Here is a 23,227-nt window from a genome sequence, read left to right on the forward strand (position 1 = left end):
TCATCGTTGGTCGATCAGAGGCGTCCGGCTTTCTTCAAGCTGCGCAGGAAAGCCTCCGTGCGTTCGCCTTTCGGGTTGCCGAAGATCTCCGCGGGTGGCCCCTGCTCATAAACCGTCCCGGACTGAAGAAAGCAGATTCTGTCGGCGACTTCACGAGCAAAGCCCATTTCATGCGTGGCAAGCATCATCGTCATCCCGCGTGCCGCGAGGTCGCGCACGATGTCGAGCACCTCGGCCACCAGCTCCGGATCGAGGGCGGAGGTGATTTCGTCCAGCAGAAGCAGCATCGGATCCATCATCAGCGCGCGCACGATGGCCACACGCTGCTGCTGGCCGCCGGAAAGCCGGTCCGGATAGTCGCCGGCCTTGTGGGCCAGGCCGATGCGCTCGAGAAAGGCCATCGCCTTGTCCCTTGCTTCGCGCCGGCTCATGCCTACCACCTTCAGCGGCGCCAGCGTCGTGTTCTCCAGCACCGTCATGTGCGGAAAAAGATTGTATCCCTGGAAGACGATGCCGATATCTCGCCGCAGCCGGTCGAGGTCCACGCCCGGTCCCGTGATCCGGTCGCCATGGATACGGATTTCGCCGAGCGAAATCTCCTCGAGCCGGTTTATGCAGCGCAGCAGTGTGGACTTGCCGCAGCCGGATGGGCCGATCAGGCAGATCACCTCATGCTCGTCCACGGACAGCGACAGGTTCGAAATGACCTCCAGCGTGCCGTAGCGTTTGGTGACGCCGTTGATTTCCAGCAGCGCCATGCCTCAACCTCCTGCCCGCATGCGGCGCCGGTCGCGCTCGATCAGCCGATCGACGAATCGTGCCTGCGGAATGGTGATGACGATGAACAGGATCGCCACCGTGGTTACAGCGGACAGGTTGAAGTTGTTTGCCGCAATGATCTTCGACTGGTTGAACGCATCGATCGTGCCGATGATGGCCACCAGCGCCGTGTCTTTCTGCAGGCTGATGCAGTTGTTCATCAGCGGCGGAATGATGTTGCGCACGGCAAGCGGCACGATGACATAGCGCATGGTCCGAAAATGGCTCAGTCCGAGCGAACGGGCGGCGGCGACCTGGCTGTGATGCACGCCCTCGATCCCGGCGCGGTAAACCTCCGACGTATAGGCGCCATAGGTCAAGGTCAGCGCGATGATCGCATAAGCCGTCGAGGACAGGTGCGACAGCACCGGCAGGTTGGTGAGGGGCAGGCCGAAGCCGATCAGATAGATGGTGATGATTGCCGGCAGGCCGCGGAAAAGATCGCCATATGCGATCGCCAGGACACGCAGCGGCCGGCCCGCGTCGCCCGGAAGCGTGCGGGCGACGGCAATCACCAGCGACCAGACGAGGATGAGCACCGCCGAGACCACGAAGATGGCGATGTTGGTGCCGAAGGCCCACAGCACCTTGCCCGCCGATTCGCGGATCAGCGCGAGATCGAAGAAGGTGCGGCTGACGGCGGCGTCGTTCACCACCATGAACCAGGCGCAGGCGACCACGATCAACAGGGCTCCGCACCAGGAGATCGCCTGCCATGCCGCCATCGAAGCCTCCGCCCCAAGCGCGCGGGCGGCGTAGACATCGGCGTCGCGGCTTGCGGCGAGCGATTTCAGGAAGGCCCGCGCCGCCATCACCAACACGAGCGCGGCGGCCAGGGCCATCACGATCGCGGGCACCATCACGACCGCGGCCGCGATGCCCTGGGAGACCGCGAAGGAGCCGATATGCTGGGCCGAGACGGCGACGGCCAGGAACGTCAGGACGGCCACGGCAAGCGTCAGCGCCGTACGGCCACGATGGGTGCGGGTAACGGCTCGGGCGCGCCATTCGGCGGCGCGCCCGGCTTCGTCCGACACCGCGAGGTTGTCGGGTGCCGCCATGGGGTCAGTATTTCCAGACCGGGACGTCGGCCGGAGTCTTGCCGCCCCAGGCAGGCGCGAGATATCGGGCCTCAAGATCCTTCAACGTGCCGTCCTGCTTCATATCGGCGATGACCTTGTCGATCACCGGTTTCGCGGACGACCCTTTGGGATAGATGCCGGCGGTCTCGCCGCCGGTCTCGTATTGGCCGATCACCGCGAGCTTGCCCTTCGAGGCGGCGACCTGTCCGAGGACGATCGACAGTTCCGTCATCACCACGTCGACATTGCCGGCGGCAACGGCGGTGAACATCGCGCCGGTGTCGTCGAACACCGAGAGGTTCTTCGCCTTCAGCGTATCCTGCGCCCACGACACCATGGTCGTGCCGGCCTGCGTCCCGAACTTGGCATCGCGCACGTTTTCCTCCGTCACGTTCCCGCCTGCCTTGGCCGCGAGCCCGTAAGAGCCGAAGGAATAGGGTGTCGAGAAGTCGACCACCTTCTTGCGCGGCTCGGTCACCGAAATCAGCGCCAGCGCGATGTCGAAATCCTTGTTCTGGCCCGCGACGATGGAATCGAACGACGCGTTCTTCAGCACGACTTTTTCGAGCCCGAGCCGATGGGCGATGTTGACCGCCATGCAGAACTCGCGACCGCTCGTGACCGTCTCCGGCGTGTCGCCGTTGAATTCGCCGACGGCCGGCAGGTTGATAATGACGGTGAGCTGCCCCGCAACCGCCGGTGTGATGTGCTCGGTGCCCTGCTTGCCGTAGAGCTTGCATTCGCCGTAGCCCTCGGCCGCGCTGGCAGCGGTGCCGGCCATGGTCAGCGCAGAGCCCAAGGCAAGGCCGATCAGTTTGCTGTTGAATTTCATGTAGTTCTCCTCTTGGTGGTCTTCCGGCTATGGTTATGGATGGAGCGGCTCGGCGTTCAGCGCGGCCTCGATGTAGTATGACTGCAGCCGACGGGTCATCGGACCGGGGCGGCCGTCGCCGATGGCGGAGCCGGCGATCTTCACCACCGGCATGACGAAGGAGGATGCGCTGGTGGCGAAGGCCTCCGCGGCCGCCCCTGCTTCATCCGGTGAGAAGCCTCGCTCCTCGAGCCGCAGGCCATGATCGCCACAAAGCCGCAGAACGGCCTTGCGGGTGCAGCCCGGCAAGGTCGATCGCGAGTTCGGCCGTGTGACGACGCGGCCGTCGGTGGTGATGATGAACGCCGTCGAGGACGCCCCTTCCGTCACAAGCCCGTCTTCCACCATCCAGACATCGTCGTAGCCTGCCGCGCGCGCCTGGCGCTTCGCCAGCACCTGGCCAAGCAGCATCGCGGTCTTGATGTCGCGCCTGGCCCAGCGCGGATCCTCGGCAAGGTCGACGGCGATGCCGTTTCGCTGCGCGGGCGTGTCGGCAAGCTTCCTGGCCTGCGTGAAGGCGACGAAGTTCGGCGCGAGTCCCTCAGGATAGAGAAAATCGCGATCGGCTTCGCCGCGCGAAACCTGCAGGTAGATCGTGCCCTCGGAAAGACCATTGCGCGCCATCAGCTCGGCCTGGATCTGCTCCAGCCGAGACCGCGGCGTGGGCATCGGGATCGAAAGCGCGGCCAGCGAGCGTTCCAGCCGGTCGAGATGCAGGTCGTTATCGATGAGCCGCCCGGCAAGTACCGCCGTCACCTCGTAGATCGCGTCGCCGAACAGGAAGCCCCGGTCGAAGATGCTGATGCGGGCATCTTCCTCCGGCATGAAATCACCGTTGCAGTAGACGATCCGTCCCACGCGCGCCGCACCCCTTTCATCGTTGCGCCGCACTCTGTTCAGCCTTTGCCGGCTTTCGCCAATTCATTTTCGACAAAGCCCCATTCCAAAACCGCATAACGGTGGTAAATCAAAGCATTGCCTTTGGACTTCGGGCGCCAAAACGCAGCATGAGGCGCAAATGGAACTCAAATGGCTCGAGGATTTCGTGGCGGTAGCGGAGACGTTCTCCTTTTCGCGCGCAGCCGAGATTCGGCACGTCACCCAGTCGGCGTTGAGCCGGCGGATCAAGCAGCTGGAGGCCTGGCTCGGCGCCACGCTGATCAGCCGCGCGACCATGCCCGCCGAGCTAACGCCCGCGGGCAGGAACTTCCTGCCGGTGGCGAGGGAAGCCATTCGCGTATTCTACATTTCCAGGGAAATGCTGCAGCCGGTGGCGGAGGCGGGGATGATCCGGCTCGCCGCCCTGCACACGCTGACGGTAACCTTCTTTCCGAACTGGCTTCGCGGCCTGGAGGCGAAGATACCTGGCCTGCGGACATCGCTCATTCCCGACCGCGGCGGGATCGAGGCCAACCTGACCGCACTGACCGATGGCGAGGCGGATTTCTTTCTGACATACGCGCACCAGGACGTTGCCTTCCACCTCGACCAGGAACGGTTCGATTTCGTGGTCATCGGCAACGACAAGGTGATTCCCGTCAGCGCCCCCGAGCTTCGCATCCGCGGCCAGGTCGTGCCCGGCGCCGGCATATTGGAGCGGGCCGTGGCCGAGCGGCTTCCGGTGCCGTATCTCAGCTACGGCTTCAGCTCCTTCTTCGGCGTGGCGCTGCAGCGCCTTTTTGCCGCGAGACCTGATTTCCTGCGCCGCACCGTGCACGAGAACACGATCAGCGCCGGATTGAAGACCCTGGCTCTCACAGGCACGGGACTGTGCTGGCTTCCGGAGAGCTTGGTCGAAAACGAACTTCGCGCCGGTTCCCTCGTGCCGGCGGCCGAAGGCGATGGCTGGCAGCTCGACCTTCAGATACGTTTGTATCGCGCTCTCGACAGCAGCAGTCCGGGCACCGGCAATCTCTGGAAAGCGGCCCAGGCCCTCGCCTTGCACGGGACCGGCGGCGGAGCCGTCGAGCCACTGACCACGGTCGGCGCTGCGCGATTTCGCGGTGCTGGCGATCAATAAAAAAATTCAATCGTTAACATAGTCGTGAACAGAAAAATCTACTCGAATTTTCTACAATCTGCGCAAAAATTGGATTCTTTTCCTGCTGCCCATGGGGTAAGCAAACGAGGTGTTCCAAAGGCGAAGAAACGGTGCTTATATGCGCCCTTCGCGAGCCTGATAGAGGGGCTTGAGAGAACATCAGGGAGTGCTCAATGAAAAAGACAATGGCTTTTGCAGCCGCGTTGCTGGCTGCAAGCGTCCTCAGCGGCATGGCCAGTGCCAAGACGCTTGTTTACTGCTCGGAAGCGTCGCCGGCCAATTTCGATCCCGGTACGACGACCGGCGGTAACGACTTCGACGCGTCTTCGCGCACCGTTTATTCGCGACTGGTCGAATTCAAGCACGGTGGCACCGAGATCGAGCCTGGTCTCGCCGACAAGTGGGAAATTTCCGACGATGGCCTCGTCTATACTTTCCATCTGCATCCGGGCGTGAAGTTCCAGACCACCGATTATTTCAAGCCGACGCGCGACCTTAACGCCGACGACGTCGTCTTCTCCTTCGATCGCCAGTTCAACAAGCAGAATCCGTGGAACGGCGCCAAGTATCTGCCGAACCTCACCTGGGACTATTACACCGGCATGGACATGCCGAAATATGTCGCCAAGTGGGAAAAGGTCGACGACCTCACCGTCAAGCTGACGCTGACCGAGCCGAACGCGCCGATGCTGGCCAATCTGGGCATGGACTTCGCTTCGATCGTGTCGAAGGAATATGCCGACCAGCTCGAGAAGGAAGGCAAGATGGCCGACTTCTCGACCAAGCCGGTCGGCACCGGCCCGTTCCAGTTCGTCGACTACCAGCTGGATTCGGTCATCCGCTATGCGGCCAACCCCGACTACTTCAAGGGCAAGGAAAAGATCGACGATCTCGTCTTCGCCATCACGCCTGACGCGACCGCCCGCATCCAGAAAGTGCTGGCCGGCGAATGCGACGTGACGGTCTATCCGAACCCGGCCGACATCGCCACCATCAAGGCCAACAAGGACGTGACCCTGATGGATCAGGCCGGCCTGAACATCGGCTATATGAGCTACAACACCACCATCCCGCCACTCGACAAGCCGGAAGTGCGCCATGCGCTCAACCAGGCGATCGACCGGGAGGCTCTGATCAAGTCGCTGTTCCAGGATGCCGGCGCCACGCCGGCCGAGAACCTGATCCCGCCGACCATGTGGTCGTGGAACAAGGATGTGAAGACCGACGCCTACAATCCGGAAGCGGCCAAGAAGGTGCTGGCCGATGCCGGGCTGAAGGAGATCCAGCTCTGGGCCTCGGATCGCGCCCGTCCCTACAATCCTAACTTCCAGCGCGCCGCCGAACTGATCCAGGCCGATTGGGCCAAGGTCGGCGTCAAGGCCAACATCGTCAACTACGAGTGGACGAAGTACCGCGAGGAAGGCAAGAAGAAGGACCGTCCGGGCGCCTTCCAGGTCGGCTGGACCGGCGACAATGGCGATCCGGACAATTTCTTCGCCACCCTCTTTGCCTGCTCGGCGATCGGCGTCTCGAACTATTCGAGCTGGTGCGACAAGGACTTCGAGGACCTGATCCAGAAGGCCAAGAGAACCAGCGACCAGGCCGAGCGCACCAAGCTCTATGAGCAGGCGCAGGTGATCTTCGCGAAGGAAGCGCCCGCTTTCCTGCTGGCTCACAGCCAGGTCTACGCGGTCGTTCGCAACAACGTCACCGGCTTCAAGATGGACCCGCTCGGCATTCACCGTTTCGACGGTGTTGACAAGTCCGAGTAATATTTGCGAACGGGGCGGCGCAAATTCGCGCCGCCCCGTTTCCACTTTACGATGCTCCGATATCTTCTCAACAAAATCGCCCTCCTGATCCCGACCCTGGTCGGCATCACCATCTGCGCCTTCGCCTTCGTGCGACTGCTGCCCGGCGATCCGATCCTCGCCATGGCCGGCGAGCATGGCGTCGCCCCCGCCCGCTACGAAGAGCTCAAGCAACAGTTCGGCTACAATCTGCCGATCTGGGAGCAATATGCGCGCTATGTCGGTGAGGTCGCCACCGGCGATTTCGGCGTTTCCATCTCGTCCAAGCGGCCGGTGCTCGAGGAGTTCAAGACGCTCTTCCCGGCAACGCTGGAACTGTCCTTCTTCGCCATGGTCTTCGCCATGATCATCGGCATCCCCGCCGGCATCTTCGCCGCCGTCAAGCGCGGCTCCTGGTTCGACCAGTCGCTGATGGGCACCGCGCTTGTAGGCTATTCGATGCCGATCTTCTGGTGGGGCCTTTTGCTCATCATCTTCTTTTCCGGCTATCTCGGCTGGACGCCAGTCTCGGGCCGCATCGGCCTGCAGTTCTTCTTCAAGCCGATCACCGGCTTCATGACCATCGACAGCCTGCTCTACGGCAAATGGGACGCGTTCCGCTCCGCGCTCAGCCACCTTGTGCTGCCTTCGATCGTGCTCGGCACCATTCCGCTGGCGGTGATCGCGCGCCAGACTCGCTCGGCCATGCTCGAGGTGCTGGGCGAGGACTATGTCCGCACCGCGCGCGCCAAGGGCCTTTCGGCGGCGCGCGTCATCGGCGTGCACGCGCTGCGCAACGCGCTGATCCCCGTCGTCACCACGATCGGCCTGCAGGTCGGCACGCTGCTTGCGGGCGCCATCCTCACCGAGACCATCTTCGCCTGGCCGGGCATCGGCAAATGGATGGTCGATTCCATCTTCAAGCGCGACTATGTCGTCGTGCAGTCGGGTCTGCTGTTGGTCGCGCTCATCGTCATGGCGGTGAACCTCATCGTCGATGTGCTTTACGCGGTCATCAACCCACGCATCAGGGCGGCATAAATGAGCCAGACCGAAATCGCTCCGATGGCCGCCGGCAGCCCGGATCGTCTCACCGGCCTCAAGACCTTCTGGCACTATTTCTCGGTGAACCGCGGCGCCGTCATCGGCCTGTTCGTCTTCATCCTTCTGGTGCTCGCCGCGCTCTTCGCGCCGCTGCTCGCACCCTATGCGCCCGACATCCAGGACAAGGCCGCGTTCCTTAGGCCTCCTGCCTGGCAGCAAGGCGGCTCGACGCAATATCTGCTCGGCACCGACCCGGTCGGCCGCGACATCCTTTCGCGGCTGCTCTACGGCGCGCGCTTCTCGCTGCTGATCGGCGCGGTCGTGGTCACGCTGGCTCTCACCGGCGGCATCACGCTCGGCCTGCTCGCCGGCTATTTCCGCGGCTGGGTCGACGTCGCGATCATGCGCGTCATGGACCTGATCCTGGCCTTCCCGTCGCTGCTCCTCGCGCTGGTTCTGGTCACCATCCTGGGGCCCGGCCTGTTCAACGCCATGCTGGCGATCGCGCTGGTGCTGCAGCCGCATTTCGCCCGTCTGGTGCGCGCCGCCGTGATGGCCGAGAAGAGCCGCGAATATGTCGTGGCGGCGAAGGTCGCCGGCGCCGGTCACCTGCGCCTGATGCTCGCCACCATCCTGCCCAACTGCCTTGCGCCGCTGATCGTCCAGGGCACGCTGTCCTTCTCCAACGCCATTCTCGAAGCGGCGGCTCTCGGCTTCCTCGGCCTTGGCGCGCAGCCACCGACGCCGGAATGGGGCACGATGCTTGCCTCGGCGCGCGAATTCATCCTGCGCGCCTGGTGGGTGGTGACCTTCCCCGGCCTCGCCATCCTCATCACCGTGCTTGCCATCAACCTGATCGGCGACGGCCTGCGCGACGCCCTTGATCCCAAGCTCAGGAGGTCGTGATGGCGCTGCTCGACATCCAGAACCTCGTCGTCGAATTCCAGACGGCGTCCGGCCCGTTCCGCGCCGTCGACGGCGTCTCGCTCCATGTCGACGAGCGCGAGGTGCTCGCCATCGTCGGCGAATCCGGCTCCGGCAAATCGGTGTCGATGCTGGCCGTGATGGGACTCCTGCCGTGGACGGCCACCGTCACCGCCGACCGCATGACCTTCAACGGCCGCGACCTTCTGAAGATCAGCCCGGCCGATCGCCGCAAGATTGTCGGCAAGGACATCGCCATGATCTTCCAGGAGCCGATCGCCAGCCTCAATCCCTGCTTCACCGTCGGCTTCCAGATCGAGGAAGTGCTGCGCTTCCACATGGGGATGGACAAGGCCCAGCGCCGGGCGCGCGCCATCGAGCTTTTCAAGCAGGTCGGCATTCCGGAACCGGCGGAGCGGCTGAATTCATTTCCGCACCAGATGTCGGGCGGCCAGTGCCAGCGCGTGATGATCGCGATGGCGATCGCCTGCAACCCGAAGCTCCTGATCGCCGACGAGCCGACCACCGCGCTCGACGTCACCATCCAGAAGCAGATCCTCGATCTCCTGGTCTCGCTGCAGGCCAAATACGGCATGGGCCTGATCATGATCACCCACAATATGGGCGTGGTGGCCGAGACCGCCGACCGCGTTATCGTCCAGTACAAGGGCCGCAAGATGGAAGAGGCCGACGTGCTGTCGCTCTTTGAATCGCCGAAGAGCAACTACACGCGCGCGCTGCTCTCGGCGCTGCCGGACAACGCCGTCGGCGACCGGCTGCCGACCGTCGCTGACATGCTGTTCGAGCCCGCACCTTCAGGAGCCGGCGCATGACCAAGGTCGTCGAAGGCAAGGACATCAAGCGCGACTACCATGTCGGCGGCGGCCTGTTCCGCGGCGCGCGCACCGTGCATGCAGTGAAGGGCGTGTCCTTCAGCGTCGAGAAGGGCAAGACGCTGGCGATCGTCGGCGAGAGCGGCTGCGGCAAATCCACGCTCGCCCGCATCATCACGCTGATCGATCCGGCCACCTCTGGCGAGCTCTTCATCGACGGCAACAAGGTCGACATCGCCAAGGACGGGCTCACCAAGGAGATGCGCCGCAAGGTGCAGATCGTCTTCCAGAACCCCTATGGCTCGCTCAACCCGCGCCAGAAGATCGGCGACGTGCTCGGCGAGCCGCTCTTGATCAACACCGACAAGCCGGCCGAAGAGCGCCGCGACCTAGCGATGAAGATGCTGAAGAAGGTCGGCCTCGGACCCGAGCATTACAACCGCTATCCGCACATGTTCTCGGGCGGCCAGCGCCAGCGCATCGCCATTGCCCGCGCGCTGATGCTGAACCCGAGTCTGCTGGTGCTGGACGAGCCGGTCTCGGCGCTCGACCTCTCGGTACAGGCGCAGGTGCTGAACCTGCTTGCCGACCTGCAGGACGAGTTCAAGCTGACCTACGTCTTCATCAGCCACGACCTGTCGGTGGTGCGCTATATCGCCGACGACGTGATGGTCATGTATTTCGGCGAAGCCGTCGAATACGGTCCGCGCGACGAGGTCTTCTCCGACCCCAAGCACGCCTACACCAAGACCCTGTTCGCCGCGACGCCTCGCGCCGACATTGCGAGCATCAAGGCAAGGCTGGCCAAGAAGAAGGCGGCTTAGCGTCTGCTTCGTCCCCTAGAGGGTGCTAGCCCAGAGGTCTTCATTCTAGGGCGGAGCGCTGCGAAGCAGCGCGCATGGTCCGTGCAGCGATCTAAGTTCGAAGGATGGCGTTCCTTCGCGCCCCCCTCTGTCCTGCCGGACATCTCCCCCACGAGGGGGAGATTGGCAGTTTTGGCGCTTCGTACAATCTTGCCACCTTGGAGATTGGCGAAAGCCCGCGTGACGTCTGATCTCCCCCCTTGTGGGGGAGATGTCCGGCAGGACAGAGGGGGGCGCTGTCCCGCCAGCATCTCATGAAGAGGTCGGATCACGACAGCTTCGCGATAATTGCCCGCAGCGCCTCGCCAAACCGGCGCACTTCCTCGACCGTGTTGTAGTGCACCAGCGAGACGCGGATCGCGCCGCTGTCCATCGACAGGTTTAGCCGTTTCATCAGGCGCGGCGCGTACATATGGCCGTCGCGGATGCCGATCTGCATGGCGGCCATCTCCTCGACGATCCGCTGCGGCGAGAGCGTGCCGATGTTGAAGCAGAAGGTCGGCACGCGCTCATGGATGCGCGTCTCGTCGGCGACGCCGTAGATCGTCGCGCCGCAATCCTTCAGCACCTTCATCATCTCGCGCGCGAGCATCAGCTCGTAGTCGCGGATGGCGCCCATGCCGGCGACGATGTTGTCGCGCCGCGAGCGGTTGTTCTCGGGCAGGAAATTACGGCCGACCGATTCCAGGTAGCGCACTGCCGCATCCATGCCCGAGACATTCTCGTAGATGAAGGTGCCGGCCTCGACCTTGTAGGGCGGCTCGTCGGGTATGAAATCCTCGCGGAAGGTCGGCAGCCGCTTCAGCGTTTCGAAGCGGCCCCACAGGAATCCCATATGCGGCGAGAAATTCTTGTAGCCGGAACAGACGAGATAGTCGCAGTCCCAGGCCTGCACGTCGATCAGCCCGTGCGGCCCGTAATGCACGCAGTCGAGAAACACCTCCGCGCCGGCCGCATGCGCGATCCTGGCGACGGAAGCGACGTCGACGATCGAGCCGATCGAATGCGCCGTCACCGTGCAGGCGACGAGCCGGGTGCGGTCTGACATCAGCGGCTTGAGGTCGTCGACATGCAGGTTGCCGTCCTCGCGCATGCGCCACCATTTGAACTTGGCGCCGGCTTGTTCCAGTGCCAGCCATGTGGCGATGTTGGCGTCGTGATCCATGTCGGTGATGACGATCTCATCACGCTCCTGAAGCATCTGGCCGATGCCGAGGCTGACCAGGCGGATGAACGAGGTGGCGTTCATGCCAAAGCAGATTTCGGACGGGCTGTAGGCGTTGATCAGCAGCGCGACGCTTGTCCGCGCATCGGCGACCGACTGGTCGACCGTCACGCTGCGGCCATAGCGGCCGCCGCGCTGCACATTGTGTCCAACTAGATGATTGGTCACCGCATCGAGCACGCTTTGCGGGATCTGCGCGCCGGCGGCATTGTCCATGAAGATGAAGTCGCCAGCCTTTTGAAGCGCCGGGAACATGGCGCGGATCTTCTCGACCGGGAACGAGGCGGCGCCCTCCTGCGCTTTCGAAACATGGTGCTGGTTCACGAGGCGTCTCCTTCAGGTCATCGATTTCAAGTGTGAGGATCAGTGAGCGGACCGGGCCTTGCCGCGCTCTTCGAGATAGCCGACCAGCCGCACCAGCGGCCACAGGAAGGCGAGATAGATGATCGCGGCGCCGATCAGCGGCGTCGGGTTGGCCATCATCGCCTGCGCGTCGGTCGCCTGCTTCAACAGGTCGGGCATGGCCACGACGGAGGCGAGCGCGGTGTCCTTGAACACCGAGACGCAGTTGCTGGTCAGCGGCGGGATGACGACGCGGATCGCCTGCGGCAACACCACCTTGCGCATGGCGACCCAGAAGGGCAGGCCGAGCGCGGCCGCCGCTTCGAACTGGCCTTTCGGGATGTTCTCGATACCGGCGCGGCAGACTTCCGCGGTGAAGGCCGCGAGCACCAGCGACAGCGCCAATGCGGCCGACACGAAGGACGACAGGCGGATGCCGATAAAGGGCAGGGCGTAATAGATCAGGATCAGCACCACCAGGATCGGCAGCGCGCGGAACATGTCGATATAGAGCGTCGCCAGCCGCCTCAACGGCTTTGGCGCATAGAGCCGCACGAGGCAGATCGCCAGTCCGGCGATGGTGCCGAAGACGATCGCGGCGCAGCCGAGCAGGATGGTATTGCCGAGTCCGCGAATGAGGATCGGAAAGGATCGGACCAGGATGCCCCAGTTGAAGAAGGTGTCGATCAGTTCCATCGCTTCACCGTCAAGGCAGCGCCAGACCTTGCCGCGTTCGCACAGGCCTGAGGGATTGGAGATGAGGAGCGCCAGTCGCCGGCGCTCCTCCAAAGAGGTTGATTAGCCGGCTTATTGCGGGATCGGCCCCGGCGTCACGGTGCTGGTGCCGGCTTCCGGATCGACGCCGAACCACTTCTTGTGGATCGCGGCCATCGTGCCGTCCTTCTTCATGGCGGTGATAGCGTCATTGACCTTCTCGAGCAGCGGATGGCCCTTCTTGGTCATCATCGCGAAGCGCTCGCCAGTCGGGATCCGCACCAGGATCTTCAGCGCCGGCATCTGCTTGATGGCGAACAGGAAGCCGGCGAGCTCGCCGGCGCCGCCGTCGATGCGCCCGTTCTGCACGTCGAGCAGAAGGTCCTGCTGGGCGTTATAGCTCTTGGTCTCGGCAACGCCGAGCTTGGCGGCGTTTTCCTTCATATAGGCTTCGCCGGTCGAACCGGCGATGACGCCGATGGTCTTGCCCTTGAGGTCGTCGAGCGACTTGATGGCGGAATCCGCCTTGCCGACGATGGTGCCGTCGCTGTCGTAATAGGGTTGGGTGAAGCCCTGGTTCTGCAGCCGCTCCTTGGTGACGGAGATCGAGGACACGGCAAAGTCGATGCGGCCCGAAGCGGTCGCCGCGAACAGCGCCTGGAAGCCGAGGTCCTGGAACTCGACATCCGCGCCGAGGCGCTTGGCGACGTCGTTGGCGACGTCGATCTCAAAACCCTCGAAGCTGCCGGAATCGGTCTTGTATTCCCATGGCGGGTTGGCCGGATAGGCGCCAACCATGATCTTGTCGGCAAAGGCGGGCGCCGCGAAGGCCACGCCCGCGGCAATGACCACCCCAATCAGTCCTAGACGTTTCAACATTGTGCTTCCCTCTGGTTCGGCCACGTCGAAAGTGACTCATTTCCTCTTCCGCTTCTTCTGGCGCCCAACTCCCAGGCGCCGCAGGCGAGGCGGTGCCTGCAATCAGGATGCGCGGCGATGCCGCGAGCCGATATATTCCTGGAGCCTGGCGATCAGCGCATCGACCGCTGCTTCCGTGGTGACCATACCGGGCGACAGCCTGAGCGTCGTGCCGCGCGCGTCGCAGTAGAGCCGCTCGTTCCGCAGCGAAGCGATAATCTTCGCCGCCTCAACACCTTGCGGCAGGCCGAGCATGACGCTGCCGCCGCGCTCACCGGCATTGAGCGGCGAACGCAGCGTCCAGCCATTGTCGAGCGCCGCGCCGATGATGCGCTCGACGAGCGCGGTATTCTGCGCGCGGATGGCGTCGATGCCGGTCTTCTCCACCCATTGCAGCCCGGGCAGCGACGCGATGCTTGCGAGGATCGCCGGCGTGCCATGGTCGAAGCGGCGCGCGTCGTCGGCGTAAGCGAAGGCGTCGAGATCCCAGGAGAACGGGTTCGGCTGGCTGAACCAGCCGCGCAGTTCCGGCCGGCAGGTCGCCAACAATTCCGGCGCGACCTGCAATATGCCGGCGCCGGAGGAACCGCACAGCCATTTCAGCGATGTGGAGACGACGAAATCGACCGGCGTCGCGGCAACCGAAAACGGCGCCACGCCAATGCCTTGCGTGACATCGACGCCGACAATGCTGCCCATGGCGCGGCCATGCGCGGCGAGCCGCCCGACATCGCAGCGATGCGAGGCTGTCGAGGTGACGAAGGTGATGAGCGCAAGCCCGACATCATCCTGCCAGCGGGCGATGAAATCCTCGTCGCGCACCCAGCTTTCGCTCGGCCGCAGCGGCACCGTGTCGAGCGTGAAGCCGAAGCGCTCGGCCAGGCCCGCAAGCAGGAAATGCAGGCTCGGGAAACAATCGCCGGCAACCAGCAGCCTTTTTCCCGCCAGCCGCTCGGCCGGCAGGCCGCCGATCAGGCTGTAGAGGGCGGCCGTGACATTCTCGGCAGTGGTCAATGTGCCTTGCGCGGCCTCGATCAGCCATGTCCAGGCTTCGATGAAGCGCTGCCGCGCGGCAAGGGCCGCTGGCCATTGGCCGTCATCCTCGGCCGACCATATGCCGGCAAAATCCGCCAGCGCGGCGGCCATCGCTTCGGCCTTGCCCGGGAAAGTGCCGATCGAATGATAGAGAAAATAGCCGGACATTTGTTGTCTCGCTCCCTTGTGATCATGTGATCACAAAATGCGATAGGGATCAATCGGCAGCAAGGAAGAGAAAACCGGTTCGGCAGACAAAAATGGGCGATTGTTTTGGTCCAGGAGCCGCCCCGAACACGCACTGTGGAGAATGGCCGGAGCGCCTGTCAGCTCGTCCCAGGTTGAAGGGATAGGCCGTGATCCTTCGCGCCCCCCTCTGTCCTGCCGGACATCTCCCCCACAATTGGCAGCGTCGCCGAAGGCGCCATTCCTGCAGCGTTGGCGATTGGCGAAAGCGGGCGCGACATCCGATCTCCCCCCTTGTGGGGGAGATGCCCGGCAGGGCAGAGGGGGGCGCTGTCCCCCCAGCATTCCGAATTGCCCGCACCGCAGCAGCGTTCAGAAGTGAAGGCATCCACTTCGCGTCGATCCGTCCAAGGACGACGTTGGGAGGGCTCCGTTGCGATACTCCTGTCAGTCGTCGATCTTCAGGGCGCCCTGCCAAAGGCGGCGAAATCCACCGCGCGGGGCTCCGGCACGTCGGGGCAGATCGTGCGCAAGGTTTCCTGCGTCGCTGTGATGTCAGCCACCACTTCGTCGCGAGCGCGCGGAAAATCCTTGTCTCTGATGGCCGCGATGATCGCGGCATGACGCCCCGAAGGTTCCATCGTGCCGGCGCGCATCAGCGGCGCGACATGGTTGGACAAGAGCCGCATATAGGGGCCGAAGCGCAGCCACAGCGTCTCGATCAGCTGGAACAGCACGTCGGAGCCGGAAGCGCGGTAGATGGTGAAGTGGAACTGCTGGTTCTTGGCGATCAGCTCGTAGATGCTGCCGTCGCGGCCGATCGCCTGCTGGTCGTCGGTGACCCTCTGCAGGGAAGCGACATCGGCCGCGGTCAGGCGGGGCGCGCCGAGCTCGGCGGCCAGCCCTTCGACGGCGAGCCGGGCCCGGCAGAGGTCGTCGAGCCGCGCCCGTGTCACCACCGGCACGCAGGCCGACCCGTTCTGCGAGATCTCCAGCGCGTTCTCCGCCGCCAGCCGGCGCAGCGCCTCGCGCACCGGCATATTCGAGGTGCCGAAGGCCTCGGCCAGCGAGGCGATGGTCAGCACCTGCCCTGGATCGAAGCTGCCGACCATCAAGGCATGGCGAAGCTGTTGGTAGACGCCATCCTGGACGGTGATGCGTCCCGATACGGGTTCGAAGCCCAGAGCCACGCTTTTGCTTTCCTTGGGTGCCGGCAAAGTCTATGTGCGAAGACATACCCGCCGAAGCAGGCTTGATCATCTGATCACAGATTGTGGCGGTAGCCAAGCGGTTGGGAACGGCCCCCCGGTCTGACCAACGTCGGCGCTGCCCCTCATTGCCCTGCCGGGCATTTCTCCCCGTAAACGGCAGGGCAATCGCATATGGCAGCGCTGCCCCCTCTCCGTCTCGGCGCTGCGCGCCGAGCCACCTCTCCCCCATTTCATGGGGGCGAGGAAACGCCGATCACCAAAGGCGCAAGCCTGGGTTCCTCGCCCCCGCCAGAGGCGGGGAGAGGTGGCTCGGCGAAGCCGAGACGGAGAGGGGGAGCGCCATTGCGATTGCCTGCCCGTAAACGGGGAGAAAAAGCTGGTCGCCACGTCAGCGCCTATCGCGCCAGCAATTGATCGGCGGTTGGGAAATCAAGCCAACCGGCCTCGGCTCACTCCGGAATAACCGCCATCGCCTGAATCTCCACCTTGGCGCGGTCTTCGACCAACGCCACCACCTGCATGGCGGCCATCGCCGGAAAATGCCGGCCGATCACATCGCGGTAGGCCACGCCGATCCCCTTCAGGTTGGCGAGATATTCGGCCTTGTCGGTGAAGTACCAGGTCATGGAGGTAATGTGCCGCGGCTCGCCGCCGGCCTCGGCCAGCACTGCGACGACATTGGCAAGCGTCTGGCGCACCTGGCCGACGAAGTCGTCGGTCTCGAACTGGCATTGCCCGTTCCAGCCCACCTGGCCGCCTACGAACACCAGCCGCCCATGCGCGGCGACGCCGTTGGCGTAGCCGATCGGTTTGGCCCAGCCTTCCGGCTGCAGAATGGTGTGCATGTCCAGTTCCCCCTGGTTCGAACTCGTTCTCACGCTCCGCCCATCACTTGCCTGGCGATCACCACCTTCTGCACGTCGGAGGCGCCCTCATAGATGCGCAGCGCCCGGATCTCGCGATAGAGGCTCTCGACAATGTGGCCCTTGCGCACGCCGTCGCCGCCATGCAGCTGCACGGCCTTGTCGATCACCTCCTGTGCCTTGTCGGTGGCGAAAAGCTTCGCCATTGCCGCCTCGCGCGTCACCCGCGCGGCGCCCATGTCCTTGGTCCACGCCGCGCGGTAGATGAGGAGCGCGGCGGCATCGACATCCAGCGCCATGTCGGCGATATGCCCCTGCACCATTTGCAATTCGGCCATCGGCGCGCCGAACAGTTTCCGCTCGGCAGCCCTTTTGACGCTCTCGTCCAGCGCGCGCCGCGCGAAACCGAGTGCTGCCGCGCCCACCGTCGAACGGAAGACGTCGAGCACAGACATGGCGATGCGGAAACCGTCGGCCGGCTTGCCGATCATCGCGGAAGCCGGAACCCGCACATTGTCGAAGGACAACCTGGCCAGCGGGTGCGGCGCGATGACTTCGAGCCGCTCCGCGATGCCGAGACCCTTGGCGTCGGCAGGCACGATGAAAGCGGAAATCCCCTTGGCGCCAGGGGCCTCGCCGGTGCGGGCGAACACGACATAGAGGTCGGCGATGCCGCCATTGGAGATCCAGGTCTTTTCGCCGGAAAGCAGATAGTCGCCGCCGTCGCGGACGGCGGTCATTTCCATGTTGGCGACGTCCGACCCGGAGCGCGGCTCCGAGAGCGCGAAGGCGGAAATCGCCCGGCCGGCCCGTGTCTTTTCCAGCCAGCGCTGCTGGTCCGGCGTGCCGAACAGCGTGATCGCGCCGGTGCCGAGCCCCTGCATGGCGAAGGCGAAATCGGCGAGGCCATCATGGCGGGCAAGCGTCTCGCGCGTTATGCACAGCGTGCGCACGTCGAGCGGCCCGGGGGCGGCCGGGTCGAGCGCCGTCGGCTTCAGCCAACCGTCCCGGCCGAGTTTCGCGACGAGGTCGCGGCAGGCAGCGTCGACATCGTGGTGGTCGACAGGGAGGTTTTTCGCGCACCAGGCGTCGAGGTTTTCGGCGAGCTGGCGGTGGCGGTCCTCGAAGAAGGGCCAGTGGAGGAAGGTGCGGTCAGGCATTTGTGCGTCCGCGGTTCTGCGGGGTTTGCGCTCTACGGCGCCCCCCTCTGTCCTGCCGGACATCTCCCCCTCTAGGGGGGAGATTGGCAGTTTCGGCGCCACCGCTTTTCCTCCAACATCGGCGATTGGCGAAAGCAGAGATGACAGCTGATCTCCCCCCTAGAGGGGGAGATGGCCGGCAGGCCAGAGGGGGGCGCTGTCCCGCCAGCGTCTCCAATAACGCACCCATCCTAATTCCCCTCGAACACCGGTTTTTCCTTCGCCACGAACGCCTTGTACGCCCGCTCGAAATCGCCGGTCTGCATGCAGATCGCCTGTGCCTGCGCTTCCGCCTCGATCGCCTGGTCGAGACCCATCGACCATTCCTGGTTGAGCTGCGTCTTGGTGATGCCATGCGCGAAGGTCGGGCCGGAGACGATACGCGCCGCCATGTCGAGCGCGTCGGCCTCGAGCGCGGCAGGCTCGACCAGCCGGTTGTAGAACCCCCAGCGCTCGCCTTCGGCGGCACTCATCGTGCGGCCGGTATAGAGCAGCTCCGCCGCGCGGCCCTGGCCGATGATGCGCGGCAGGATCGCGCAGGCGCCCATGTCGCAGCCGGCGAGCCCGACGCGGGTGAACAGGAAGGCGGTTTTGGCCTCGGGCGTGGCGATGCGGATGTCGGAAGCCATGGCGATGATCGCGCCGGCGCCGACGGCTACCCCGTCGACCGCGGAAATGATCGGCTTGCCGCAGTTCAGCATCGCCTTGACGAAGTCGCCGGTCATGCGCGTGAAGGCGAGAAGCGCCTTCATGTCCATCTTGACCAGCGGCCCGATGATGTCGTGGACATCGCCGCCCGAGCAGAAATTGCCGCCATTGGGCAGGAACACGACGGCGTTGACATCGTCGGCATAGACAAGGTCGCGGATCGTGTCGCGGAGCTCGGCATAACTGTCGAAAGTCAGCGGGTTCTTGCGCTCCGGCCGGTCGAGCCGGATCTTTGCGACCTTGCCGTCCACCTCCCAGAGGAAGTGCTTCGGCTTGAGCTTTGCCATGGCGCTCATTCGCGTCCCTCCCAATTGCTGCGGAACGATTTCAGCATGCCGGTCAGCCGGCGCGCCTCGTCCTCGCTGACAGTGCCGAGCAGCTCGCCGACCCAGCCCTCATGCGCGGCGGCGATCGCGGCGAAAGATTTCGCGCCTTCCTCGGTCAGCCGCACCATCGAGGTGCGGCGGTCGCCATTGCGGCGCGCCCGCGTCACCAGCCCTTCGGACACCAGCCGGTCGACGATGCCGGTCACATTGCCGTTCGAGACAAGCAGGAAGCGCGACAGGTCGCTCATCAGCATGCCTTCCGGCGAGCGGTAGAGCGCCGCCATCACGTCGAAGCGCGGCAGCGTGGTGTCGAATTCCTTCTTCAGCCGTTCGCGCAGCTCGGCCTCGATGGTGCGTGAGGCCCGCAGCAGGCGGATCCACAGACGCAGCCTCTCCTTGCCTGGCCCGGTGGAGGTCGGTCCCGCTACCATGTCTCGCCTCCCGAGACCGAGATCGCCTGCCCGGTGATCGACCGGGAAGCATCGCTGCACAGCCACAGCACCGCGGACGCGACCTCTTCGGGTTGGATGAACCGCCCTTGCGGGTTCGTCGCCGCAAGACTTGCACGAGCGTCCTCCGCCGAACGTCCCGTCTTCTCGACGATGCGCGCGATGGACTCTTCAAGCATGTCGGTTTCGACGAAGCCGGGGCAGACGGCATTGACCGTGACGCCCGACGTGGCGGTCTCCACCGCAAGCGCCCGCATCAGCCCGACGACGCCGTGCTTGGCGGCCACATAGGGCGCGACATAGGCGTAGCCTTTGAGGCCAGCGGTCGAGGCGACGAAAACGATCCGGCCTGTCTTCCGCGCCAACATGCCGGCCAGTGCGGGCTTCACCGTCAGGAAGGCGCCGGTCAGGTTGACGTCGAGCGTGCGCTGCCAGTCGGCGAGCGCGGTCTTGTGCGCCGGCGCGCTGCCCGCCATGCCGGCATTGGCGACAACGATGTCGAACGGTCCACGCGCCGCCTCAGCCTTCTCGTAGAGGGCCGCCATCTCGGCTTCGTCGGTGACATCGGCGGTGATGGCGAAGATGCGACCGTTTTCCTTTGCGACCTCTGCGAGCGCTGCATCGCGCCGCCCGCAGATGGTGACGGCAACGTCTGCTTCCGCCAGCGCCAGCGCGATGGCCTTGCCGACGCCGGAACCGCCGCCGGTCACCAGCGCATGCTTGCCGGCAATTTCGCGCGCGGCGCTCATACCTTGAGCCCCGCTGCCGCTTCGCGCTCGGCCAGCCGGTAGATCTGGTCGCGTCCCGGCAGATAGGGATCGGGCCATTTGACGCCGCGGTCGCCGAGCGTCACCGCCGCGTGCAGCGTCCAATAGGGGTCGGCGAGATGCGGCCTGGCCAGCGCCACCAGGTCGGCGCGGCCGGCCATCAGGATCGAGTTGGCGTGGTCCGGCTCGTAGATGTTGCCGACAGCCATCGTCGCCATGCCGACCTCGTTGCGGATGCGGTCGGAGAACGGCGTCTGGAACATGCGGCCATAGACCGGCTTGGCGGCGATCGATGTCTGTCCCGCGGACACGTCGCAAAGGTCGATGCCCGCTTCATGCAGCAATCTGGCGATCTCGACCGCGTCGGCCGGGGTCACGCCTTCGATACCCACCCAGTCATTGGCCGAGATGCGCATCGAGATCGGCTTTTCGGCCGGCCACACCGCGCGTACCGCGTGGAAGACCTCCAGCGGATAGCGCATGCGGTTTTCCAGCGAGCCGCCATATTGGTCGGTGCGGCGATTGGTCAGCGGCGTGATGAAGGCGGATAGCAGATAGCCATGCGCGGCATGGATCTCCAGCATGTCGAAGCCGCAGCGCTGGGCCATCTGAGCCGAAGCGACGAACTGGTCGCGCACCATATCCATGTCGGCGCGGTCCATCGCCTTCGGCATCTGGTTCTGCGGCGACCATGGCACGGCCGAAGGCGCCATCACCGGCCAGTTCCCCGAGATGAGCGGCACGTCGGTTCCTTCCCAGCCGAGGCGGGTCGAACCCTTGGCGCCGGAATGGCCGATCTGGGCGCAGATTTTCGCTTCGGTCTCAGCATGGACGAAATCGACCAGCCGCTTCCAGGCGACTTCATGTTCCGGCTTGTAGAAACCGGGGCATCCAGGCGTGATGCGTCCCTCGGGGCTGACGCAGGTCATCTCGATATAGAGGAGGCCGGCGCCGCCCTTGGCGCGTTCGGCATAGTGAGAAAAATGCCAGTCAGTCGGGCAGCCGTCGACCGCCTTGTACTGCGCCATCGGCGAGACGACGATGCGGTTGGTGAGCGTCATGTCGCGCAGCTTGAACGGCGCGAACATCGGCGCGCGGCGTAAGCTGTTGCCTCCGGCGCCGGCCTTGCGCTGGAACCATTCCTCGGCGCCTGCCAGCCATTCGGCGTCACGCAGGCGAAGGTTCTCGTGGCTGATGCGCTGCGAGCGGGTGAGCAGCGAATAGTTGAACTGAACCGGATCCAAACCGAGATAGCGTTCGACTTCCTCGAACCATTCGAGCGAGTTGCGCGCCGCCGACTGGAGCTTCAGCACCTCGGTGCGCCGCGCATCCTCATATTTGCGGAAGGCCGCCTCGAGGTCGGGCTCGGACTCGACATAGTCGGCAAGCGCGACAGCACTCTCCAGTGCAAGCTTGGTGCCGGAGCCGATCGAGAAATGGGCTGAAGCGGCAGCGTCGCCCATCAACGCCAGGTTCTTGTATGACCAGCGCTCGCACAGCACACGCGGGAAGTTGATCCAGGCCGAACCGCGAATGTGGTTGGCGTTGGTCATCAGCGGATGACCGCCGAGATGCCTTGCAAAAATGCGCTCGCAGACCGCGATCGATTCCTGCTGCGTCATCTGGCCGAAGCCGAAAGCGTTCCAGGTCTGCTCGCTGCATTCGACGATGAAGGTCGCGGTCTCGCTGTCGAACTGGTAGGCATGCGCCCACACCCAGCCATGTTCCGTCTTCTCGAAGATGAAGGTGAAGGCGTCGTCGAATTTCTGCGTCGTGCCGAGCCACACGAACTTGCATTTGCGGGTATCGATGTCCGGCTTGAAGACATCGGCGAAGGCCGCGCGCGACTTCGAGTTCAACCCGTCGGCCGCCACCACCAGGTCATGCGTTTCCATGAACGGCCGGGGATCGGAAATCTCGGTCTCGAACATCATCTTGATGCCGAGCTCGCGCGCCCTGCGCTGCAAGAGGATCAAAAGCCGCTTGCGGCCGATGCCGCAGAAGCCGTGGCCGGTGGACACCGTGCGCACGCCGTCATGGATGACGGCGATGTCGTCCCAATAGGCAAAATGCTTCTTGATCCAGACGGCGCTGACCGGGTCGTTCATGGTCAGGTTCTCCAGCGTCTCCGCCGACAGCACCACGCCCCAGCCGAACGTGTCGTCCGGTCGGTTGCGCTCATAGACCGTCACCTCATGCGCGGCATCGCGCAACTTCAGCGAGATGGCAAAGTAGAGTCCGGCCGGTCCGCCGCCGAGAACCGCAACCTTCATGTCTTGCGATCTCCTCTTCATATCGGGAGTCGCCGGCAAAGGCCGGCGATCCCAACTGTCAGTATCGCGCTGCGCGAAGATTATTTCAAGCTTGAAGTTTCATAATTGAATGATTGCCGTCGGCGCGATTGGCTCGTCACTTGGCCGGGTCCTTCGGGCTCCAAAGCACCGTCTCGGCACCCTTCTCATAGGCCATGCCTTGCGGGTAGCTGATCGCCTCCAGCTGTAGCCCCCAAGGCGCCTGGAAATAGAGGATGGTCTGGCCGGCGGCCGGGCCTTCCTTCACCGGCAGCGGCCCCATCCGGGTCTTCACGCCCTTGGCCTCGAGATAGGCCTTCGCGGCGGCGACATCGTCGACATAGAAGGCGATGTGATAGCCGCCGATATCACTGTTCTTGGGCGTTGCGTCCTTCTGGTCCGGCGCGGTGTATTTGAACAGCTCGATGTTCGATCCGTAACCGCAGCGGATCTGAGTGATCTCCTCGATCACCGCCTTCGGATCGACGCCGAGCAGGTCCTGCATGAAGGTTCCCTTGTCGTCGGCGAACGGGCCGAACGACATCGCCTTCTTGCAGCCGACGACATTGGTGAAGAAGTCGACGGCCTGCTTCATGTCGGGCACCGTGATACCGGTGTGGTCGTGTCCGCGCATGCCGGGGATCGCACCGGCCGAGGCCGCTCCCATCGCGCCGAACAGAGAGGCCGCGAAGACCGCCGCCTGGATTGCGTATTTCATGTCTCCCT

Annotated in this window: 22 protein-coding genes; 6 read left to right on the forward strand and 16 right to left on the reverse strand. The window is 64.2% G+C overall.

The genetic code is table 11. The features are described 5' to 3' along the window. Positions 1 to 14: 14 nt before the first annotated feature. From RFM41_RS12895 to RFM41_RS12910, 4 genes are read right to left on the reverse strand one after another with little or no spacing between them, the layout of a single operon-like run. Complete coding sequence (locus RFM41_RS12895) at positions 15 to 758, reverse strand: amino acid ABC transporter ATP-binding protein (protein WP_320249183.1); 744 nt, start codon at positions 756 to 758, stop codon at positions 15 to 17. 3 nt (positions 759 to 761) lie between these two features. Then, positions 762 to 1,880, reverse strand: a complete 1,119-nt coding sequence (locus RFM41_RS12900; protein WP_320249182.1) for an amino acid ABC transporter permease — start codon at positions 1,878 to 1,880, stop codon at positions 762 to 764. A 4-nt stretch (positions 1,881 to 1,884) separates the two neighbouring features. Beyond that, a complete protein-coding gene (locus tag RFM41_RS12905) occupies positions 1,885 to 2,733 on the reverse strand; it encodes an ABC transporter substrate-binding protein (protein ID WP_320249180.1) in 849 nt (282 codons plus the stop codon). Positions 2,734 to 2,766: 33 nt separating this feature from the next. Further along, positions 2,767 to 3,630 carry a D-amino-acid transaminase gene (locus RFM41_RS12910; RefSeq protein ID WP_320249516.1) on the reverse strand — a complete coding sequence of 288 codons (864 nt, stop codon included), beginning with the start codon at positions 3,628 to 3,630 and terminating at the stop codon, positions 2,767 to 2,769. A 160-nt stretch (positions 3,631 to 3,790) separates the two neighbouring features. Between RFM41_RS12910 and RFM41_RS12915 the strand changes: the two genes are divergently transcribed. From RFM41_RS12915 to RFM41_RS12940, 6 genes are all read left to right on the forward strand, one after another. Then, the gene (locus RFM41_RS12915; protein ID WP_320249178.1) at positions 3,791 to 4,792 is read left to right on the forward strand and encodes a LysR family transcriptional regulator; all 1,002 of its coding nucleotides are present in this window, start codon (positions 3,791 to 3,793) and stop codon (positions 4,790 to 4,792) included. Positions 4,793 to 4,986: 194 nt separating this feature from the next. Beyond that, on the forward strand, positions 4,987 to 6,585 hold the full coding sequence (locus RFM41_RS12920; RefSeq protein WP_320249177.1) for an ABC transporter substrate-binding protein: 1,599 nt from the start codon (positions 4,987 to 4,989) through the stop codon (positions 6,583 to 6,585). A gap of 51 nt (positions 6,586 to 6,636) precedes the next feature. Beyond that, positions 6,637 to 7,644, forward strand: a complete 1,008-nt coding sequence (locus RFM41_RS12925; RefSeq protein WP_320249175.1) for an ABC transporter permease subunit — start codon at positions 6,637 to 6,639, stop codon at positions 7,642 to 7,644. Next, entirely contained in the window at positions 7,645 to 8,553 is a 909-nt protein-coding gene (locus RFM41_RS12930) for an ABC transporter permease subunit (RefSeq protein ID WP_320249173.1), read from the forward strand. Further along, the gene (locus RFM41_RS12935) at positions 8,553 to 9,404 is read left to right on the forward strand and encodes an ABC transporter ATP-binding protein (RefSeq protein WP_320249171.1); all 852 of its coding nucleotides are present in this window, start codon (positions 8,553 to 8,555) and stop codon (positions 9,402 to 9,404) included. Before RFM41_RS12930 ends, RFM41_RS12935 begins: the two co-directional genes overlap by 1 nt. Then, positions 9,401 to 10,228 carry a dipeptide ABC transporter ATP-binding protein gene (locus tag RFM41_RS12940; RefSeq protein WP_320249169.1) on the forward strand — a complete coding sequence of 276 codons (828 nt, stop codon included), beginning with the start codon at positions 9,401 to 9,403 and terminating at the stop codon, positions 10,226 to 10,228. The genes RFM41_RS12935 and RFM41_RS12940 overlap by 4 nt, the downstream gene beginning before the upstream one ends. A 307-nt stretch (positions 10,229 to 10,535) precedes the next feature. Here the strand turns inward: RFM41_RS12940 and RFM41_RS12945 are convergent, their stop codons facing one another. The 12 genes from RFM41_RS12945 to RFM41_RS13000 all read right to left on the reverse strand — a co-directional run bounded on the left by RFM41_RS12945 (position 10,536) and on the right by RFM41_RS13000 (position 23,219). Beyond that, on the reverse strand, positions 10,536 to 11,816 hold the full coding sequence (locus RFM41_RS12945) for a cysteine desulfurase-like protein (protein ID WP_320249167.1): 1,281 nt from the start codon (positions 11,814 to 11,816) through the stop codon (positions 10,536 to 10,538). Positions 11,817 to 11,855: 39 nt separating this feature from the next. Next, positions 11,856 to 12,530 (reverse strand): amino acid ABC transporter permease, encoded by a 675-nt coding sequence (locus RFM41_RS12950; RefSeq protein WP_320249166.1) that lies wholly within the window; start codon positions 12,528 to 12,530, stop codon positions 11,856 to 11,858. A gap of 111 nt (positions 12,531 to 12,641) precedes the next feature. Next, positions 12,642 to 13,427 carry an ABC transporter substrate-binding protein gene (locus RFM41_RS12955; RefSeq protein ID WP_320249165.1) on the reverse strand — a complete coding sequence of 262 codons (786 nt, stop codon included), beginning with the start codon at positions 13,425 to 13,427 and terminating at the stop codon, positions 12,642 to 12,644. Positions 13,428 to 13,529: 102 nt separating this feature from the next. Beyond that, on the reverse strand, positions 13,530 to 14,669 hold the full coding sequence (locus RFM41_RS12960; protein WP_320249164.1) for an aminotransferase class V-fold PLP-dependent enzyme: 1,140 nt from the start codon (positions 14,667 to 14,669) through the stop codon (positions 13,530 to 13,532). A gap of 479 nt (positions 14,670 to 15,148) precedes the next feature. Then, the gene (locus RFM41_RS12965; protein WP_320249163.1) at positions 15,149 to 15,877 is read right to left on the reverse strand and encodes a GntR family transcriptional regulator; all 729 of its coding nucleotides are present in this window, start codon (positions 15,875 to 15,877) and stop codon (positions 15,149 to 15,151) included. Between the two features lie 470 nt (positions 15,878 to 16,347). Further along, the gene (locus tag RFM41_RS12970) at positions 16,348 to 16,743 is read right to left on the reverse strand and encodes a RidA family protein (RefSeq protein ID WP_320249161.1); all 396 of its coding nucleotides are present in this window, start codon (positions 16,741 to 16,743) and stop codon (positions 16,348 to 16,350) included. Between the two features lie 29 nt (positions 16,744 to 16,772). After that, a complete protein-coding gene (locus tag RFM41_RS12975) occupies positions 16,773 to 17,921 on the reverse strand; it encodes an acyl-CoA dehydrogenase family protein (protein WP_320249159.1) in 1,149 nt (382 codons plus the stop codon). 230 nt (positions 17,922 to 18,151) lie between these two features. Beyond that, entirely contained in the window at positions 18,152 to 18,964 is an 813-nt protein-coding gene (locus RFM41_RS12980; RefSeq protein WP_320249157.1) for an enoyl-CoA hydratase family protein, read from the reverse strand. Further along, positions 18,961 to 19,425, reverse strand: coding sequence for a MarR family winged helix-turn-helix transcriptional regulator (locus tag RFM41_RS12985; RefSeq protein ID WP_320249155.1), 465 nt, complete (start codon positions 19,423 to 19,425; stop codon positions 18,961 to 18,963). Before RFM41_RS12985 ends, RFM41_RS12980 begins: the two co-directional genes overlap by 4 nt. After that, positions 19,419 to 20,192: an SDR family NAD(P)-dependent oxidoreductase gene (locus RFM41_RS12990; RefSeq protein WP_320249154.1), complete on the reverse strand. Its 774-nt coding sequence runs from the start codon at positions 20,190 to 20,192 to the stop codon at positions 19,419 to 19,421. The genes RFM41_RS12985 and RFM41_RS12990 overlap by 7 nt, the downstream gene beginning before the upstream one ends. Next, positions 20,189 to 22,483 carry a bifunctional salicylyl-CoA 5-hydroxylase/oxidoreductase gene (locus RFM41_RS12995; RefSeq protein ID WP_320249153.1) on the reverse strand — a complete coding sequence of 765 codons (2,295 nt, stop codon included), beginning with the start codon at positions 22,481 to 22,483 and terminating at the stop codon, positions 20,189 to 20,191. The genes RFM41_RS12990 and RFM41_RS12995 overlap by 4 nt, the downstream gene beginning before the upstream one ends. A 136-nt stretch (positions 22,484 to 22,619) precedes the next feature. Continuing rightward, positions 22,620 to 23,219 carry a VOC family protein gene (locus tag RFM41_RS13000; protein ID WP_320249151.1) on the reverse strand — a complete coding sequence of 200 codons (600 nt, stop codon included), beginning with the start codon at positions 23,217 to 23,219 and terminating at the stop codon, positions 22,620 to 22,622. Positions 23,220 to 23,227: the final 8 nt, after the last annotated feature.

It is taken from the genome of Mesorhizobium vachelliae (assembly GCF_033977325.1).
In the GTDB taxonomy this organism is placed as follows: domain Bacteria; phylum Pseudomonadota; class Alphaproteobacteria; order Rhizobiales; family Rhizobiaceae; genus Mesorhizobium; species Mesorhizobium vachelliae.